Raw genomic sequence first — 18,035 nt, forward strand, 5'->3', positions numbered from 1 at the left:
ACAATATGCATGACAGGACAATTAATCGATAGAAAAGATAATCCACAAGCTTTCCCTAAACTGAGCGAAGATAAAATCTCAGAATTAGCAAAGTTTGCTGAATGTCAAAGCTTCAATGATGGAGAAACTTTGGTTAAAGCAGGGGAAAAAGAATTCGATTTTTATATTATAAAATCGGGAGAAGTCGAAGTTATCGACCGCTCCAGTGGAGAAGAAAAAACTATAGTAACTTTAGGTGCTAGGGAATTTGTTGGCGATTTAGCTAACATTAAAGGTAGTCCCGCTAGCGGTAATGTTGTTGTTAAAAATGCTTGCGAAGTTTATGCAATTTCACCGGATAAATTAAGAAGGATTTTAAACGAAAAATCCTGTCTGAGCGATTTAATTTTACAAACTTTTATTGCTCGCGCCCAAGCCCTTAGAGACTCGGACTATATAGGGTTACGCGTTGTCGGACCTACTAGCTGTAGCGAAACTTTCCGCATTCGAGATTTCCTAAGCAAAAACCACGTTGAATTTAGCTGGATTGATTTAGAAAAAGAACAAGAAGTTTCCGAAATACTTAACCATTTTGATGTCGGACGTGAAGAAACCCCCGTGGTAGTATACGGCGGTGAATGGATAATCAAAAATCCTTCCAATCGGAAAATGGCTGAATATCTCGGCATGAAAAAACCGATTGAGAATAAAGTATACGATTTAGCTGTAATTGGCGCGGGACCCGCAGGTTTAGCAGCAGCAGTTTACGGCTCTTCAGAAGGACTCGACACAATAATTTTAGAAAAAGAAGCTTTGGGAGGACAAGCCGGTTGTAGTTCTAAAATTGAGAATTATACCGGGTTTCCTATGGGTTTATCGGGAAATGAACTGGCTTGTCGAGCCCAAATTCAAGCGCAGAAATTTGGCTCTCAATTTTCAGTTCCTTCTGAGGTGGTAAGTTTTGAAAAAAAAGACGAGTATTACACGCTTGAACTCGATAATGGAGAGCAAGTAAATACCCAATCGGTATTAATAGCAACCGGAGTTTCTTATCGCAGGCTTCCCGTTGATGGAATCGAAAGTTATGAAGGTACTGGAATTTATTACAGCGCGACAAAGGTAGAAGCTCAACTTTGTCAAGACTCTACAGTTATTATTGTAGGTGGTGGTAATTCTGCGGGACAAGCGGCGGTATTTTTATCTGGATTCGCGAAGAAAGTCTTGATATTAATTCGCGGTGATAATTTAGCGAAAAAAATGTCTCAATATTTGTTGCAAAGGGTAGAACAAATAAAAAATATAGAAATTTTAACTAATACTGAAGTGACGGGGGTAAAAGGCGATGAAATGTTAAACAAGGTCGAAATCACTAACAATCAAACACAAGATAAACAGGAAATCGGTGCTTGTTCTATGTTCATTTTCATCGGTTCAAAACCCCATACAAATTGGCTGCCAAAGGAAATAGAAACTGATGAGAAAGGATTTATTAAAACTGGCTTAGAGGTCAGAGATTCTCCCCATTGGACGGGAGAACGTCAGCCGTTTTTTCTCGAAACTAGTTGTGAGGGAATATTTGCAGCAGGGGATGTTCGTAGTGAGTCAATAAAACGGGTTGCTTCTGCTGTCGGTGAAGGTTCGATGGCGGTTAAATTTGTTCATAAAGTACTCAAGGAGTAAATTTATCACAAGAAAAACTAATTGAGGTTTGGTGAAGGTTTAAAGCCTCTCATATCCGTTAGAATGCGTTCAAACGCTTTCCCCTTAATGCTTATACGCAATCACTATTTCTTGTTTGCTGTTCCCTTCACATTAAAAAATTTTTAATTGATTTTAAGGAGCAAGAATCATGACCGCAGAAGCCCAAAGGCTAGAAGAAAACCGAGAACGTAAAGCTTATTGGACCCGTTGGGGTCCTTACGTCAGCGAAAGACAGTGGGGAACGGTTAGAGAAGATTACAGTGAGGATGGCTCAGCTTGGGATTATTTTCCCCACAGTCAATCCTTATCTCGTGCTTACCGTTGGGGAGAAGATGGTATTGCAGGTATCTGCGATAATCATCAGCATCTTTGCTTTGCTCTAGCTTTTTGGAACGAGCGAGACCCTATCATTAAAGAAAAAATGTTCGGTTTAACTGGTTCTCAGGGCAATCATGGGGAAGATGTTAAAGAGTATTACTTTTATCTCGATAATACTCCAACTCATTCTTACATGAAATATTTATATAAATATCCTCAAGGAGAATACCCTTATGCAGATTTAGTTGAAGAGAACCAACGCAGGGGCTTTAACGATCCAGAATACGAACTACTGGATACGGGAATTTTCGAGCGCGATCGCTATTTTGATATTTTTATTGAATATGCTAAAAATACTGACGAAGATATTTTAATTAAAGTTACAGCACATAATCGCGGCGATGAAGAGAAACCACTGCATATATTGCCGACTCTATGGTTTCGCAATACTTGGTCTTGGTATAAAGATGCAGAAAAACCTAAATTAAAAGTTAGTTCTCAGAAGGATAACTACAGCATTATTGAAGCATCGCACCATACCTTGGGAGAAAGATGGCTGTATTGCAATAGTCACGATGGATTGTTATTTACTGAAAATGAAAGCAACACTGAATTACTATTCGGACAAAAAAACGTCTCACCCTATGTAAAAGACGGAATTAACAATTATGTCGTTAAGGGCGACAAAAATGCAGTCAACCCCGACAACATCGGTACTAAATTTACCGCACATTATCAATTATCTATTCCCCCAGGAGAAAGCCGCAGTATTGAATTAAGGCTATGTAATTTTGATTCTTTGCAAAATCCTTTTGCTGAGTTTGAGGACATCTTTGAGCAAAGAAAACAAGAAGCCAATGAATTCTACCATTGGATTAATCCCCACGAAATATCAGAAGACCGGCGCAGAGTACAGCGACAGGCTTTTGCAGGGATGTTATGGACCAAACAGTTTTATTATTATGTAATCGAAGATTGGTTACAGGGCGACCCCAGTACTGTTCCTCCACCAGAATCCCGTAAAAATGGCAGAAATTCAGAATGGAAGCATTTATTTAATGATGATATTATTTCCATGCCGGATAAATGGGAATATCCTTGGTATGCTGCTTGGGATTTAGCCTTTCATCTGATTCCTTTAGCTATAGTAGACCCCGACTACGCCAAACTACAATTATCTCGCCTAACTCGCGAATGGTACATGCATCCCAACGGACAAATACCTGCCTACGAATGGGCGTTTAGCGATGTAAATCCTCCCGTAGAGGCTTGGGCTGCATGGCAGATATATACTTTAGAGCAAAAGTTTTGGGGACGCAAAGATACAGAATTTTTAGAACGTATCTTCCAGAAGTTACTGCTAAACTTTACCTGGTGGGTTAACCGCGAAGATGCAGAAGGGAATAACGTTTTTGAAGGTGGTTTTCTGGGTTTAGATAACATTGGGGTGTTTGATCGCAGTTCGGAATTACCTACAGGGGGACATCTAGAACAGGCAGATGCTACAAGCTGGATGGGAATGTACTGTTTGGGAATGCTACATATTGCCCTAGAACTAGCACAGGAACGTCCCCCTTATGAAGATGTTGCAAGTAAATTCTTCGAACATTTTCTGTATATCGCTGATGCGATGAATCATATTGGCGATGGTTTTGCTCTTTGGGATGAAGAAGATGGTTTTTATTACGATGCAATTAACTTCCCCGACGGCGAGCGACATTTATTAAAAGTGCGATCGCTAGTTGGTTTAATTCCTCTGTTGGGAGTTAACGTTATCAAACCAGAAACCATTAAAAACTTACCAGGATTTAAAAAACGCTTGGAATGGTTTATTGATAATCGTCCCGATCTTAAAAAGAATGTCGCCTGTATGGTTACAGAGGGAATGGGTGCAAAAAGATTATTAGCTTTATGTTATGCCACACCCAGAAATGACGGCAAACCTAATAAATTACAACGTCTTCTTTCCTATATGTTTGATGAAGCCGAGTTTTTGAGTCCCTATGGTATCCGTTCGGTTTCTAAATATCACGAGCATAATCCTTTTGTTATGCACGTCAACGGTAATGAGTATCGAGTAGAATATCAACCAGCCGAATCCACTTCAGGAATGTTTGGTGGTAACTCAAACTGGCGCGGTCCGGTTTGGTTTCCCATTAATTATCTGTTATTGGAAGCTTTGCAAAACTTCCACGAATATCTAGGAGATGATTTTAAAGTTGAATTTCCTACAGGTTCGGGTAATTACGAAAATCTCGACAAAATCATTGTCGAACTTTCTGGGCGGATGACCAATATCTTTTTAAGAGATGATGCGGGTAAGCGTCCCGTATTTGGTGGTACAGAGAAATTTCAAAACGATCCGCACTGGCGCGACTATATTTACTTCCACGAATATTTTCACGGCGATAACGGTGCGGGTTTGGGTGCATCCCATCAAACAGGTTGGACGGGGGTTGTGGCTTACTTGATTCAGTTATGTGCGGAGAGTAAGCTGTAAAATAAGTCACACTGTATCCGCTTAATTACTCTTCATTAAATGTGCAGGGGGGAAGGGAGTAGCAGTGTGACCCAGCGATGACGCAAGTCGCCATTCGCCTGCGGTGCAGCCACCCCGCAAGATGGGAATGCGCACTGGTACCAAATCCGATTTTTAAAACCCCTTTATATTCTTTGGGATTTCCCCCCACACTTCCCACACCTCCCATACTTCCCTCTCTCATTCTCAAAAGGGGTAATTAACCCGGACGTAGTATGAGAGAGGGTGCAGGGGGAGAAAGAGTTTTCGGTTTTTCCACTCATTGATACTTCAGTTTGGTTATTAGCATTAAGATAACAGCATCCTAGGCTCCACTTCCAATACTCTATTCCTTGATGGAGACAAAGAGATTATTCCAAAACTATTACCTTTGTTATTCCAAAACTAATACCTTTGTTAGAGTTAGCAAATCCTAAGTAATTGATAAAAACCAATATAGAGACAACCCTCTGGGTAACCTCCACAAAGCTAGCCTCAAGTAGCAAGTACTGAGCAGCAAACATCCAGTAATAAAATAAACTCTACCTTTTTGCTAATTAGGCAAAGAAAATAATGAGCGATACTAAAGAAGAATCTAACCCGCCAAAGTTTATTTATTGGCACGTTTGGACAGATGATGATGGTGTCAGTCACCAAACTCGGTGCGAATTAACTAATTTTGAAAAAGAAAGCATGGGAGGGGATGCTGCACCCCAGTGGAATAACCGTTTACTTACTTCTGAATCTAAAATTGTTTTTGCCGAATTGCCGGTAGGATGGGTGGGAGAATGGCATGAAAATCCTCAACCCCAATGGATTATACCCCTATCAGGTAAATGGTTTGTAGAAACAATGGATGGTATACGGGTAGAGATGGGTGCGGGTGAGATTTCTTTTGGTGGAGATCAAAATACTCAACCCAACGCCGAAGGAAATCAAGGACATCTTTCTGGTACCGTGGGAGATGAGCCGGCAAAACTGATGATTATCCAGTTAGAGGGCGGTCGCTACGTGGAATTGCGACCAGGAGATTTTTCCTAGCTTGAACTATATGACCCCTCATGAAAAATAATCGTACGTGTTTACTATGGCACAGGTAATTGCAGTCTATGACCAACGCATGCATTCTTTAATCTCGGTTGACGCGAAACTAGAGAAAATTGCTGACGGTGCAAAACATAGCGAAGGACCCGTTTATTTTCCTGAAGATGATAGCGTTATTTGGAGCGATGTTACTGGTAATCGCTTGTTTCACTGGAGTGCCGAAGATGGAGTTAGTATAATTCGCGAGCCATCTCACTATCAAAATGGTAATTATCGCGACTTAGAAGGACGTTTGGTTGCATGTTCCCACGGTCAAAGAGCAATTATCAGAAGAGAAAAAAATGGTGAATGGGTTGTATTAGTAGACCGCTATCAAAATTATCGTTTAAATAGTCCTAACGATTTAGTTGTGAAAAGCGACGGTACAATCTGGTTTACCGACCCACCTTTTGGACTTACTCAACCTGGCGAAGGATATGGTGGACAACAGGAACAAGCGGGTAGTTTTATCTATCGTTTTAACCCCAAAACGAGAGAGATAGACGCAGTTATCAAAGAAATGGAACGACCTAACGGACTTGCTTTTAGTCCAGATGAAAGTATTTTATATGTTTCGGATACTTCTGAAGTTAATTATCCCCAAGGTCATCATTACATTCGTGCTTACGACTTAGTAAATGAAAAGCAGGTAAAAAATAGTCGGGTATTTGCTGTTATCAAACCCGGACAACCCGATGGATTGAAGGTGGATAATTTTGGTAATATTTTTACCAGTTCTGCCGATAGTATACAAGTATATGCTCCTGATCGTACTTGTTTAGGTAAGATTTTTGTACCAGAAGTTTGTGCTAATCTTACCTTCGGTGGTAGGGATGGTAAAAGGCTTTTTATTACTGCAGGAAGTTCTCTGTATGCGATCAATTTAAAAAAGAATAAGTAATAGTGACTGCATACGAGTTTAACTTTCCCGCAAGTCTTTGTTTTTATCGATCTACTTATATATCAATAGAAATCATATTTGATTTGTGAGCAGATAAATCCTGTAAAGACCTTACAGAGCTTGTGACATCAGCGTTAGCATCTGCAAAGTTTTTACAATATTGCTCATCATAAATAATTTGGGATTACTAAATCTATTTAATTTATTAACATCACAACGAAATAAGTGACTGAAATCCTCTGATAATTGCGATCTAAATCACAGTTGAATTCACAAAAATAATATTTATATCAACATTATTTAAATATTACATTAGCGATAAATTACTAACAGTAAAAAAAATAGTTTTTATCCGAAATAGGGAAAGAACAACCTGTAGATAAATTTGTTGTAAAAGAATAATGCAAACTTAGAAAAAAAAAGCAAATTCAGAAAAATAATTACCTCTACCTTTTGGTCTATATTTCTAGATAAACGCAATTTTGCATTACCTATCACTTTTCAACTGGTTGGAAATCAATTTTAATATTCAGTTATACAAGCTAATTGGTATTGCCTAATCAAAATTTATGACCTCTGAAACTTTAATACTTAATGATTAACTGCGAACTAAACGACCTTAAAATACAACTTAATCAGAGGATTTCAGAGGATTAAACGTAATATTTTTTGGACTATTACTCTTCATTGAAATAAGTAATATTTTCATGAAAGTGCATATCAGTTACCAGGTATCTATTAATGGCATTAGTGTGTATCTCTTTGATTTTTTCGCTGCCCACACAGTATTAATTTTATGGTGAATGATATGATTAATGTCTCAAAGATATCAAAAGACATAACAAAAGAAAATTATTCTTCAGTCAAAATTGACAGTGTGAATTATCTAGAGACAGATTTTTTACAAAAGATAATTGAAAATTTGGCAGATGGGATATTAATTTTGAGCAAAACTGGTAGTATACTTTATGCCAACAAAGATGCAGATCATATTTGCTATCAGTTAAATCAATTTTTAAACAGCAAAAACTTAATTCCACCCAATATCTGGTATCTTTGCGAATCTTTAATTGAAAGTCACAGTTTGTTTCCCGATAAAAATCTTATTCTCTCAGATGAGATCAACATTGATAAATCAACAATATTACGCATCAGAGTCAGATGGCTCAATTTAGATAAATTTAATAATTCATGCTTATTAGTTACAATTGAAAATAGATATGAATCCTTAAAAAATGCAGCCCTTGCAGAAGTAAAACAATATGATTTAACTCAACGAGAAGGGGAAATTTGGTTATTACATCGAGCTAATTACACTTATAAGGAAATTGCCGAGCAACTTTACATAACTATAAACACTGTTAAAAAACATATGAAAAATATTCATGCTAAACGACAACATTTGTTCAATAGCATCCACGAACGGCATTTTTTCTAAAAGGTTATATTTTTTTGGGATTTTGTAAAACTGTATTTACTCCTTTCAGAAGTTCTATATCAGAAACACGTGTAACTATGCACCATCTCAAGGATAGAAATTGTGAAGATTAACTTGTGAATGAGTTTATAATTTCTACCTTGAGATAGTGTCAGATTCGCAAATAATCTTAAGTAAGGATAGCGCTAGTCATAAACTAATAAAAAACCTCATTTTCAATTCCACGCCACCATTCACCTAAATTCATTAAATCTTGGTAAATTTCTTCAAGTTGCTGTAAATATTCATCCTCAGAAAGTGTAGCTCGACGTTCCTGTAATTTTTTAAGTCTGAGTTGTACTAACAGCCAAGGTTTAGATATACCATTAGTTTCTTCTATGAATTGGGCTAGTTCTTTGCTATCCATCTTTTTTATTTAACAAAGTATTAACATCTAGACTGTTCTCATATCACTATTAAATAGAAATACGATTAACAATAAAAGAGGGCTAACCGATCGCTAATTAAATTTAGTTATTAACATCGAACTTTTTGTCGATCGCTGGTACTATCTATCCTTAGTCTCTGGAATTTATTTAGCCTTAGGCTGGGTTGCTAGGCAACCCGAATCACACTAAGCTATATGGGGTGAGGGGGGATACTGAGTTACGGTAAGCCCAAAGCTCCATCAACCCTGCACCAACCGTTCTATGCATCTTCAAAGATAAACAAATCCGTAAATACCATGTTCAAGAAAATTGCTACCAGATTAAAAGATTGGTTCCCCGCACAAGAAGTACACGCTCACTGTGATGGTCCCTGCGGTGTTTACGATCCTGCTTCTGCAAGAATTACAGCTGAAGCAGTCCTCTCAATGACTAAAAAAATTTTAGCTCTGGAAGTTCCTGCAAGCGGCGATACCGCAGCAATGGTTGCTTACAACAATACTTTGTCTCGCTACATTGCAATTAAGGAAGAACAAGCTCAAAAAACCAAAGATGATTTACTAATTTTGTGGACTGATTATTTCAAACCAGTACATTTAGAAAAATACCCCGACCTACACGATACTTTCTGGAAAGCTGCAAAACTTTGCTCTGCTTGTAAAGTAGAAGTAAGTCAACAACATGCAGAAGAACTCATGGCTGCTGTTGAAAAAATCCACAATATGTTCTGGGCTACCAAAGACCGTAACGTTGCTTGGTACAAAGCTAGCTAGAGCACAGTTAAGAAAATCTAGTAGTTTGAGGCTAATATAGTAAATTATTGTTTCGATTAAGCTATTTTATTGGTGTAAATAGGGGATGAAAGAGGAATTAGCAGTTGCAAACAAATTATTACTGCTAATACTGGGAAAGCGAAAGCGACTACGAGTAACTGGTCCCTCCATGATTCCTCTACTCCAACCCGGAGAAGAAATTTTATTCGATCCCAAAGCTTATCGACATTCATTTCCTCTTATTGGTGATGTTGTTGTTGCACAACATCCGTACCAAGGAAAGCAAATAGTGAAGCGAGTGGCTTTGGTACTTGAAGATGGTTCTTGCTTTCTCGAAGGCGACAACCCCAATGCAAGTACCGATAGCCGCTCTTATGGTTTTATACCCTTAAGCAAAATTATCGGTCGCGTAACCTGTAAGTTTCCTTAGCAGGGGATTTGTGATAGCACTGCGTCCCCAATCGCCAATCCCCAGTCGCCAGTCCCTAGTCGCCAATCCCCAATCCCCTCCCACTCAAAAGCGTCTTTGATATTCCACGAAAACCCGCGTATCATCAAATAAATTGGTAGACCCACGCAAACGAACTCGATCGTTGACTCGATAGTTAACTCCCCATTGGAACGGGTCATCATCGGTTAAGATTTTGATTCCGGAAACGGAGATTTTTTTAGTTATATCAATTCCAGCTTCCGCAGCAATTTCTAAACTAGAGTAGTTTCTTCCTGCTTCGCGGTCTTCAGAAATAATAGTGGGAAATACCCGAAATTCACTCAAACCAAAAGCGGTACCAATTTCATTGAATGTTGATTGCAGATTATTGAATACTGCTGAACCGGCGATATTAATTAAACCCAAGGTACTTTCACCCCGTCCCTGAGTATTGACAAACCCGCCACCAAGCAAAGATACTATCTCTGTTTTGCTACGAGCAGGACTGCTGGTTAATTCTAAATTTTCTTTGAGTTTACTTGCTGGTCCTTCAATATTCGCTTCTACACGCACGCTTTCCAACGCTGACAAACCTGTAATATTTTCCCTGCTCAATTTAGTAGTTTGAATTGTATCCAAAACCTTCGCAAACAAATGAATATCTAAATCGGGGTCGTTTGGTCGGTTTTTTCTGAAAGTTGCTGTATTCTTTTCACCGCGAGCCAATTTAAATTGGGTGGTAAACAGATTAACGTTACCTTTCTTTAAACTAATTTTTCCTTCAGGTATGGGTTTTTCTAAGGAACCAGTAAGGTTTAATTCCCCAGTGGCTTTAAAGTTTAAAATTGGCGGACGAGCGATTTCAAGGTTTTTACCCAAAGTTAGTTGCAAATTGTTAAACCTGGTGACTGATTCTCCGTTTACTATTTCATCTGGTTTATTTGATTTTAAAGTTGAAAAAACAAAACTATCGTTAACAGAGTTAACCGCTTCGCTAGATTCAGCAAGTAATACTTTTCCATTACTTAGTTCTACTTTTCCTCCCACCTTCGGGTCAAAGATTGAACCTGTTATTTCTAAACCGCCACTCACACCTCCTTCGTAAAGACCTTTCATATTTAAAGTTAATTTTTCTAGGTCAATTTTGAGAGGGTTTTCTATTTGAGTTTGCAAATCATTAAATATGGGAATTACTCCTACCGCAGCAATTTTTCCTTTACTAAATTGACCCTGGAGATTATTGACAATAACGCGGTCAAAATCAAAATCAATATTTCCCGTTACTCCCGTAATTTTTTCTGGTAAAGCTTGAGCAGAAAAAGTTGCATTTTCAATTTTTGCTAAACCAATTGCTTCTGGCTTTTCTAAAGTTCCACGTACAGAAACATCAATTTTTCCTTTACCTTCCTCAAAAGTTAATCGGTCGGTAAATAAATTTAATAAAGCTAATCCCCGGTCTTTTACCTGCAAATCCAGTTGGATGTTTTTGTTCTCGGAAGCAAAGGTACTCTCGTGTAGTTGATAAGGGACGCTACCTTTAATCCGCACCGGTTCTTCACTGGTAATTGCAACGTCGCTACCAAAATTCAAACGTCCGTTAGAATAACTAAAACTAGCACTAGCTGAATGTAATCCTTGCTGATTGAGATAACCATCGGTAATTTCCAATTCTCCACGGGCTTGGGGATTTTCTACGCTACCACTTAATGCTGCTGTGGCGTTGATATTACCATTTAAACTAATTGGTAATTCCACAAAGTTATTCAGCATCTGCAAGGGGAAATTATTTACCTTCAATTGACCAAACTGTTCGGTACCGCCAATGTTACCGGTAAAAGCTACTAATTGGTTTTTCGATTCAACCCGTAATGGTCGTAGTTGTAAAATTCCCCGGTCAAGTTTACCTTGAGCAATAATCTGTTCAAAATTGTAAAAGCGACCTGGTTGGTTTTTCTTACCCCAAGCAAAATCCTGACCTTGAAAATTGAATTCAACTTTTGGCTCTTTAGTTGTAAGAGTATCAATTTTTATCTTCGTATCAAAAGTTCCCTTTAAATCTGCAATTTTTGGTAAGGGAGAAGCATCCCGTTCCTGTTGTTTCTGTCGGTTTAAGCGTTCTTTAACTTCGGAAAATCGTTGTAGTTGCGTGTATAAGGATTGATTTGCTAAACCTACAACTTGAGTTTCACCAAGCTCAGCAGCTTTACCGTAAGTAGGTCGATTAAAACCACGTTGAAAATCTTCTAGCTCAAATAACTGAAAAGCTGCTAAAACATCTTGAGCTTTTCCTTGATTGACATTAATCTCACCTTGTAGCCGTGGTCCTTGGTTTCCTTGAATGATGGTACCGACAGCTTCATATTTACTCTTATTTTTTATAAAACTGCTGTTTTTTAAGGTTATTTTATTTCGATCTAAGTTAAACTTTGCTAAAAGGCGATCGCCCTCAATTCTACCAATTTGTGGCCGGTCGATTGTCAAATCACCTGTGGTTGCAAAAGTTTTTTTGTTAACCTGAAAATTTCCACTTAAGGAACCAGCAACACTTCCAGGTCCAACCATACTGGTCGGTGGTAAATTTAAATTAAAAAGTTTTAAAGGGATTTTTTCTGTCTTGATTGCTAAATTGTTTCCACGTAATTTTCCAGATGCAAAGGCTTGGTTGTGACGCATTGAAAAGGAGCGCGGTTGCTGATTTCGATCCAAATCAAAGGCAATACGGTCATTTTGACCCGCTACATTTAAATTTAAGCCACCCCCAGATGCGGCTTGAATACTTCCATGTAATAAAGGTTCAAAATCTAATTGGTTTACTCGTAAATCTTTAACGCTTACTTGACCTCGAACATTGGGGACAGGTAACTTTCCTGTTACTTTACCCTGGAAATCAGCTTTACCTGCAACTCGAACTACTTTGGGCAGATTTAAAGGCAAGGAATTTAAATCATAATCTTTTGCAGTAATATCAAGATTTAAATTCGTAATTTCTGGCATTCCGCCTGTCTCTGCATTCGCCGATATATATCCCTTAGCACTAAAACCGGGAGCCTCGGCTTGTTTGATATTTAACTTTTGACCGTCCCAAGCAAATGTTGTCTGCAGAGGTCGCTCGATACCTGGAATTCCTTGGGATAATTCTACTTTACCTGCTGCTTGTGCTCCTGCCAAATTTAGCTGAGACAACTTACCAGTTAGTTGTAAATTACCTTGCAATTGTCCTTGTAAATCTGGGTGAAGTTGATTTAACTGCACCCCACTTGCATCTACAAATGCTTGATAGTTACCTTTTGCGATCTGAATATTATCTATGCTCGCTTCACCGCCAGCAAGATTCAACTTTGCTTCACCGACAGCTTCAACATGTTTGTGGATATCTTCTGGTTGTAGAGACTCTAAAGAACCTGTAACTTTTAATTCACCGTTTAAACCTCCCTGGACTTGTGATGGAACTGGAGCTAAGGATTGCAAGGGTAAATTCCGAGCAGTAATCTGAGTACGATAGCGATCTCCGACTACCTTTATATCAGATGCTGTTAATGTACCGCTACCAACATCTAAACGAGCTTCTCCTTGACCGTGAATCCCTTGTGTTTGCAAAGATGTTAAAGAACCAGCAAGATTAAACTCACCGGTTAATTGTCCCTGAAAATGTTTGGGTAACTGGGGAGCTAATTTTTCTAAAGGTATTTTATTTGCTTGTAATTTTGTCTGATATTGACCATTGGCGACTTGGATCTCTTTTGCATAGATCGCACCACCGGGAAGACTTAACTGTGCGTTTCCATTCGCTTTAATACTACTCGGGCTAAAAGACTCTGCGGAACCAGTAACATCAAACTCGCCCTTGACAAATCCCTGCAACTGTCCTGACAATTGGGGAACTAATTGTTGTAATTGAATATTATTCGCAAATAATTTTGCCCGATAAGAACCATTATCTAGTTCGATATTCTTAGCATTGACAGTACCCCCAGCAAGATTTAACTTACCCTCACCTCGAACCCGTAAATTTTTTACATTTGTCTCTTGACGCGAACCAGAAATTTGTAAAGAACCATCCAAGGAAGCATCAAGGGGGTCAAACGGAGAAACTTGTTCCAATAACCGCGCTAGCTGTACCTCATTCGCAACTAATTTGGCATTAAACTCTTGCTCGTTTAATTCGACTTCTGAAATCGCTACCGTTCCCCCAGCCAAAGATATCCGTGCATTTTGCGAACGGATGGTTGCAACCCCAAAAGAATTAGATTTACCACTAATAATTAAACGACCCTTAAGTGTCGCATCGCCCAATGATATATTTTCTAATAATTCTGGGTTTGCAAAACGTTCTACCCGTACCCCATCAGCATCAGCGATCGCCTTCCAAACTTTTTCATCCCAATTACCCCGAACGTTAACCCTACCACCAGCTACAGCTAGCTTCACATCTCTAAAAGATACACTTTTGTCCGGGGCAACAACCACCTCACCGTGCATCGGATAAGTAGCCTGGGGTGCTCGAAATTGTACCGTTGTCTGAGCACTACTGGGGGTTCCATTAATGCTAACTTGCGCTCCAACATTACCAATTCTTATTGGTGGGATTGTCTGATAGAGTTTAGCGATCGCATCCCCAGAAAAGTTCTTGGCTTGAAAATTTAACTTAACTTCTGGTTGTTCGCCCAGTTGAATTATCCCTCCCCCGATCGCCTGTCCACCAAGCACCGCTTCACCTCGAAGATTGGTGAGTTTAACTAAACCAGATGCGGGAGTAAAAGAAAATTGTCCGCTGGCACTTTTTAAATTTACTTTATCAATTTTTGCCGCTTCAATACTGCGAACATTGCCTAATAATAATGGATTATATAATTTGCCTGTTAATTTTAAGTCTGCTTTTAATAAACCAGTTGTATCAATCGGTAAAGTGAAACCAAGAGTTTTTTGAGCTATTTTACAATCAACCCCATTGACTTTTGCCTTCAGATCGTAACCATTAACAGTATGAATGGTTCCTTGACCCAGCAAAGGAAGTTTGCCATAATTCGTTGCCACATCCCGGAGTGTCATTTTCAATCCATCAAAATGTACGCGTCCATGGGACTTAACAAAAGCTTTAGGGGCTTGGGGTACTTTTAAATTAAGGTCTTCAAAATCTGCACGACCAGACAACAACGCCTGCTTTCCCGGAGACCACTGAATATTTAAATCCCCCCGAGCACGACCAGCTTGAAAATTAACTGGTAAAGGTATTAAGCGTGTAATATCTGACGCAAATATTTCTCTTGCTTTAAGATTAAAATTAAATGCTAAAGTTTGAGGGCGGGCTTCCCCTTCTAAAGCTACGCTTCCCCCTAAAATCGGATTACCTTTAACACGAAACTTAACTAACTGGTAGTCATCTGATAACTGGGCTATACCGTGAACTCCATCAAGTTTCAAGGATATTGCAGATTTATTCCCATTTAAACCAGTTGCACCTTGGGATTTGGGCACAGGAAAATTCCTGACTTTTCCTTCTTGGGAACGATAAGGTACCAAAACTAGATTGGCATTGTGCAATCGTATCTTATCTAAATCAGTTTTAATAAATCCTTCCTGACCCGTATTATTTATACTTATGTCAACCCAGGCACCTTTTTCGTCTTGTTCAATATAAACATCAGGGTTTACTAATGTTACATCGAGCTTTAATTTGCGATGAAATAGCAACTGTAAAGGGTCAAATCCAACTTCTACAGCTTCAGCAATTACTCGGTCAGAGTCAGTTGCAGTCTGTGGAATCATCGAAGCCCCAAATTGTACTCCTATAAGGGAAAAATCTTGAACATCTCCCAACTCGATTGGACGTTTGAGAATATTAGTTAAGCTTTCTTCCGCTAATGGCGCTAGTTCCTTCTCAACAAAATTTCGCAATCGCCAAAGCCCACTAGCCATTGTCACAGCTAAAATTCCACCAACGGCCATACCTGTGCGACTGATAAACAATAACCGAGTCGATTTGTTATTGAGAGAAATAGTCATGTGGTTTTACCGTTTACTAGCCCAATTTCAGGAACGCGTAATAAAAAATAATCTTTATGCAACAACTTTTATTTCCAATCCAGCATACACACCTTAGCTCAGATTATGACTCGAAACAGGTGATTCATTCAGTAGCGTGGGAATATTGGGGGAAAAACCCCAGAGAATAAAGATATCTCTTCATCATTTTGAAGTTTTAATATTTTGAGTTGAAGTTTTAAAATTTTGAAGCTTTGTTCGCAAGCTGTTATTAAGCATCAATTAATTACTTATGCAATTTTGTAGTCACAACCGCTAACAACTTCATATGGAATAATTTATTGTTGGGGTAACCTAAAAACTAACTCACTTAACCGGTTAATATCAACAACCTGGAGCTTGTCAGTAGCTTTGCCTGTTCGGCTGAAATGTCAGATCCAAAATACATCTAAAATTAATATGCTAAGTGATTTTAATCGAGTCAGGAAAATATCAGGAAAGCGATCGTTTAACCTCGACTTTCTGAGTTCTACAACCTAGAACTTTAATATGAATAAATTCAAAAAGAAAGGTAGATAAGACCCATGCGTGTATTTGTATTACTTTTCAATGCGGGAACGGAAAATGAAGGAATTCATACAATTCGCATTGGCGATCGCGATAAGGTGCTAATGTTTGAATCAGAAGATGATGCAAATCGTTTTGCATTGATGCTAGAAGCACAAGACTTCCCTTCACCCACTGTAGAAGAAATTGACTCTGAAGAAATAGATGAATTCTGTGCTAGTTCCGGTTACGAATCAGAATTAGTCCCTGCTAACGGTTCTTTGGTACTTCCTCCAGAAGCTAATGTGGACAAAACTGACTGGGAAGAAGATAAGCAGGATAAGCCAGAAGAAAGTTCCGCAAAAACAGAAGAATCAGCAGAAAATGAAAGTCCACAAACAGGTGAAATGTCAGAAGACGAACTTGACAAGATTCGCCGCAAACTAGAAGGATTACTGTAGTTTGTTATGTAGTTTGTTATGTAGTTTATTATGTATTCAATCATCATAATCACCAGTGGTCAGAGATGATTCTACAGAATAAAAATGACCGTTAAATTAACCATTTCGAAAAAATTATAGTTAGATAGATGACAAACTTGCACGAACGCGGGCATCTTTTGACAGAGCAGATTAATCCTGACAGTTTAAATTTAGATCTACTTAGTTCAGAAGAATTAGTAGAGCTATTTAATCGGGAAGACGAAAAAGCTGTTGCTGCTGTTGCATCCGCAAAGAAACAATTATCAGAAGCCATTGAGCAGACTGCTAAAAGTTTAAGTCAGGGTGGAAGATTATTTTACATTGGCGCGGGTACTTCTGGAAGATTAGGAGTACTGGACGCATCTGAATGTCCGCCAACTTTTTGTACCCCTCCTGAACTAGTACAGGGTATTATTGCCGGTGGGGATAAATCACTCAGACGTAGTTCCGAGCAACTAGAAGATAATGTTACCGATGGAGAAGCAATTATTCGCGAATACCAAATTAGTAAGCTAGATGTAGTAGTTGGTATTACAGCAGGTGGAACAACTCCTTACGTTCTCGGAGCCTTGGATGCAGCTTGTGCTCTGGGAGCAACAACAATTTTTATGACTTGCGTTCCCCAAGATCAAGTTTCCAGTCCAGCAGATATTGATATTCGTTTGTTAACCGGACCTGAAATTTTAGCAGGTTCTACTCGCCTCAAAGCAGGTACAGCAACAAAACTAGCCTTAAATATCCTTTCTACTGGTGTAATGGTACGTTTAGGCAAAGTTTATGGTAATCGCATGGTAGATGTTGCAGTCACAAACCAGAAATTACACGACCGTGCTTTGCGAATTCTGCAAGACCTCACTGGTCTAACTCGCGATACTGCTAATGTTTTGTTAGGTCGCAGTGGAAAACGAGTCAAATTAGCCCTATTAATGCATTGGACTGGCTTAGGGAAAGAAGCTAGCGAGCAACTTCTATCAGCACATGATAATAATTTGCGTGCCGCAGTAAACAGCCACAAGCAACATAGTAAATCTAAGTCGAAAACCTGAATTCCTACTCCTAAAATGTGGTAATTTTCTACATTAAACAGAATAACAGCATATTATTCTGCCGTAACTACCCGGAAATCAATAGGGTTTTTAGCTACTTTTTTTAGCTACTAAACCTTGTTTTCTGTCAAGCTAAGTTTTAAAAAACCATAACTTAGACCCTTCATCTATTGATTTTAGATGTAATAAAAATTACTTTTTTTCTTGCTTATTGGTTTTTTCAGTATAATCAAAAACATTAAATCCACGGTTCTTATCTCACTGAGTTAATTCAGGGAAAATACGACTAAAATCAATTCATAAAACATAATTTAAATACATAATACTTGTTGTAGTGTTTGATACTATTTTGTCGGTAAATAGAAAAAAATATAATTTTCAATATCTTATCGAATGCATAAAATTGCTTATGA

General features: G+C 38.5%; 12 protein-coding genes. 9 read left to right on the forward strand and 3 right to left on the reverse strand.

The window, feature by feature from the left end:
- Window positions 1–9: 9 nt before the first annotated feature.
- Together BC008_RS01415 and BC008_RS01420 are read left to right on the forward strand one after the other, a co-directional pair.
- Complete coding sequence (locus BC008_RS01415; protein WP_036265538.1) at window positions 10–1,659, forward strand: FAD-dependent oxidoreductase; 1,650 nt, start codon at window positions 10–12, stop codon at window positions 1,657–1,659.
- Window positions 1,660–1,828: 169 nt separating this feature from the next.
- Window positions 1,829–4,498, forward strand: coding sequence for an MGH1-like glycoside hydrolase domain-containing protein (locus BC008_RS01420; protein WP_027843473.1), 2,670 nt, complete (start codon window positions 1,829–1,831; stop codon window positions 4,496–4,498).
- A gap of 25 nt (window positions 4,499–4,523) precedes the next feature.
- Here the strand turns inward: BC008_RS01420 and BC008_RS49230 are convergent, their stop codons facing one another.
- Window positions 4,524–4,721 carry a hypothetical protein gene (locus BC008_RS49230; RefSeq protein ID WP_161938064.1) on the reverse strand — a complete coding sequence of 66 codons (198 nt, stop codon included), beginning with the start codon at window positions 4,719–4,721 and terminating at the stop codon, window positions 4,524–4,526.
- Between the two features lie 368 nt (window positions 4,722–5,089).
- Between BC008_RS49230 and BC008_RS01425 the strand changes: the two genes are divergently transcribed.
- The 3 genes from BC008_RS01425 (at window position 5,090) to BC008_RS01435 (ending at window position 7,938) form a co-directional block, all read left to right on the forward strand.
- Window positions 5,090–5,557 (forward strand): cupin domain-containing protein, encoded by a 468-nt coding sequence (locus BC008_RS01425; protein WP_027842379.1) that lies wholly within the window; start codon window positions 5,090–5,092, stop codon window positions 5,555–5,557.
- 46 nt (window positions 5,558–5,603) lie between these two features.
- On the forward strand, window positions 5,604–6,500 hold the full coding sequence (locus tag BC008_RS01430; protein WP_027842380.1) for an SMP-30/gluconolactonase/LRE family protein: 897 nt from the start codon (window positions 5,604–5,606) through the stop codon (window positions 6,498–6,500).
- 808 nt (window positions 6,501–7,308) lie between these two features.
- Window positions 7,309–7,938 (forward strand): helix-turn-helix transcriptional regulator, encoded by a 630-nt coding sequence (locus BC008_RS01435; RefSeq protein ID WP_072207675.1) that lies wholly within the window; start codon window positions 7,309–7,311, stop codon window positions 7,936–7,938.
- Between the two features lie 196 nt (window positions 7,939–8,134).
- On the opposite strand, the gene BC008_RS01440 is transcribed toward BC008_RS01435, so the two are convergent.
- Window positions 8,135–8,344 carry a hypothetical protein gene (locus BC008_RS01440; RefSeq protein ID WP_027842382.1) on the reverse strand — a complete coding sequence of 70 codons (210 nt, stop codon included), beginning with the start codon at window positions 8,342–8,344 and terminating at the stop codon, window positions 8,135–8,137.
- Between the two features lie 318 nt (window positions 8,345–8,662).
- Here BC008_RS01440 and sodN point away from each other — a divergent pair, with 318 nt between their 5' ends.
- Together sodN and sodX are read left to right on the forward strand one after the other, a co-directional pair.
- Window positions 8,663–9,136: a superoxide dismutase, Ni gene (gene sodN, locus BC008_RS01445; protein WP_027842383.1), complete on the forward strand. Its 474-nt coding sequence runs from the start codon at window positions 8,663–8,665 to the stop codon at window positions 9,134–9,136.
- 85 nt (window positions 9,137–9,221) lie between these two features.
- The gene (sodX, locus tag BC008_RS01450) at window positions 9,222–9,566 is read left to right on the forward strand and encodes a nickel-type superoxide dismutase maturation protease (protein ID WP_027842384.1); all 345 of its coding nucleotides are present in this window, start codon (window positions 9,222–9,224) and stop codon (window positions 9,564–9,566) included.
- An 84-nt stretch (window positions 9,567–9,650) separates the two neighbouring features.
- Here the strand turns inward: sodX and BC008_RS01455 are convergent, their stop codons facing one another.
- Window positions 9,651–15,569, reverse strand: a complete 5,919-nt coding sequence (locus tag BC008_RS01455) for a translocation/assembly module TamB domain-containing protein (protein ID WP_027842385.1) — start codon at window positions 15,567–15,569, stop codon at window positions 9,651–9,653.
- Between the two features lie 563 nt (window positions 15,570–16,132).
- Between BC008_RS01455 and BC008_RS01460 the strand changes: the two genes are divergently transcribed.
- A complete protein-coding gene (locus BC008_RS01460; RefSeq protein ID WP_027842386.1) occupies window positions 16,133–16,555 on the forward strand; it encodes a DUF3110 domain-containing protein in 423 nt (140 codons plus the stop codon).
- Between the two features lie 128 nt (window positions 16,556–16,683).
- A complete protein-coding gene (gene murQ, locus BC008_RS01465; RefSeq protein ID WP_027842387.1) occupies window positions 16,684–17,622 on the forward strand; it encodes an N-acetylmuramic acid 6-phosphate etherase in 939 nt (312 codons plus the stop codon).
- Window positions 17,623–18,035 lie beyond the last annotated feature (413 nt).

The sequence above is a fragment of the Mastigocoleus testarum BC008 genome, from assembly GCF_001456025.1.
Classification (GTDB): domain Bacteria; phylum Cyanobacteriota; class Cyanobacteriia; order Cyanobacteriales; family Nostocaceae; genus Mastigocoleus; species Mastigocoleus testarum.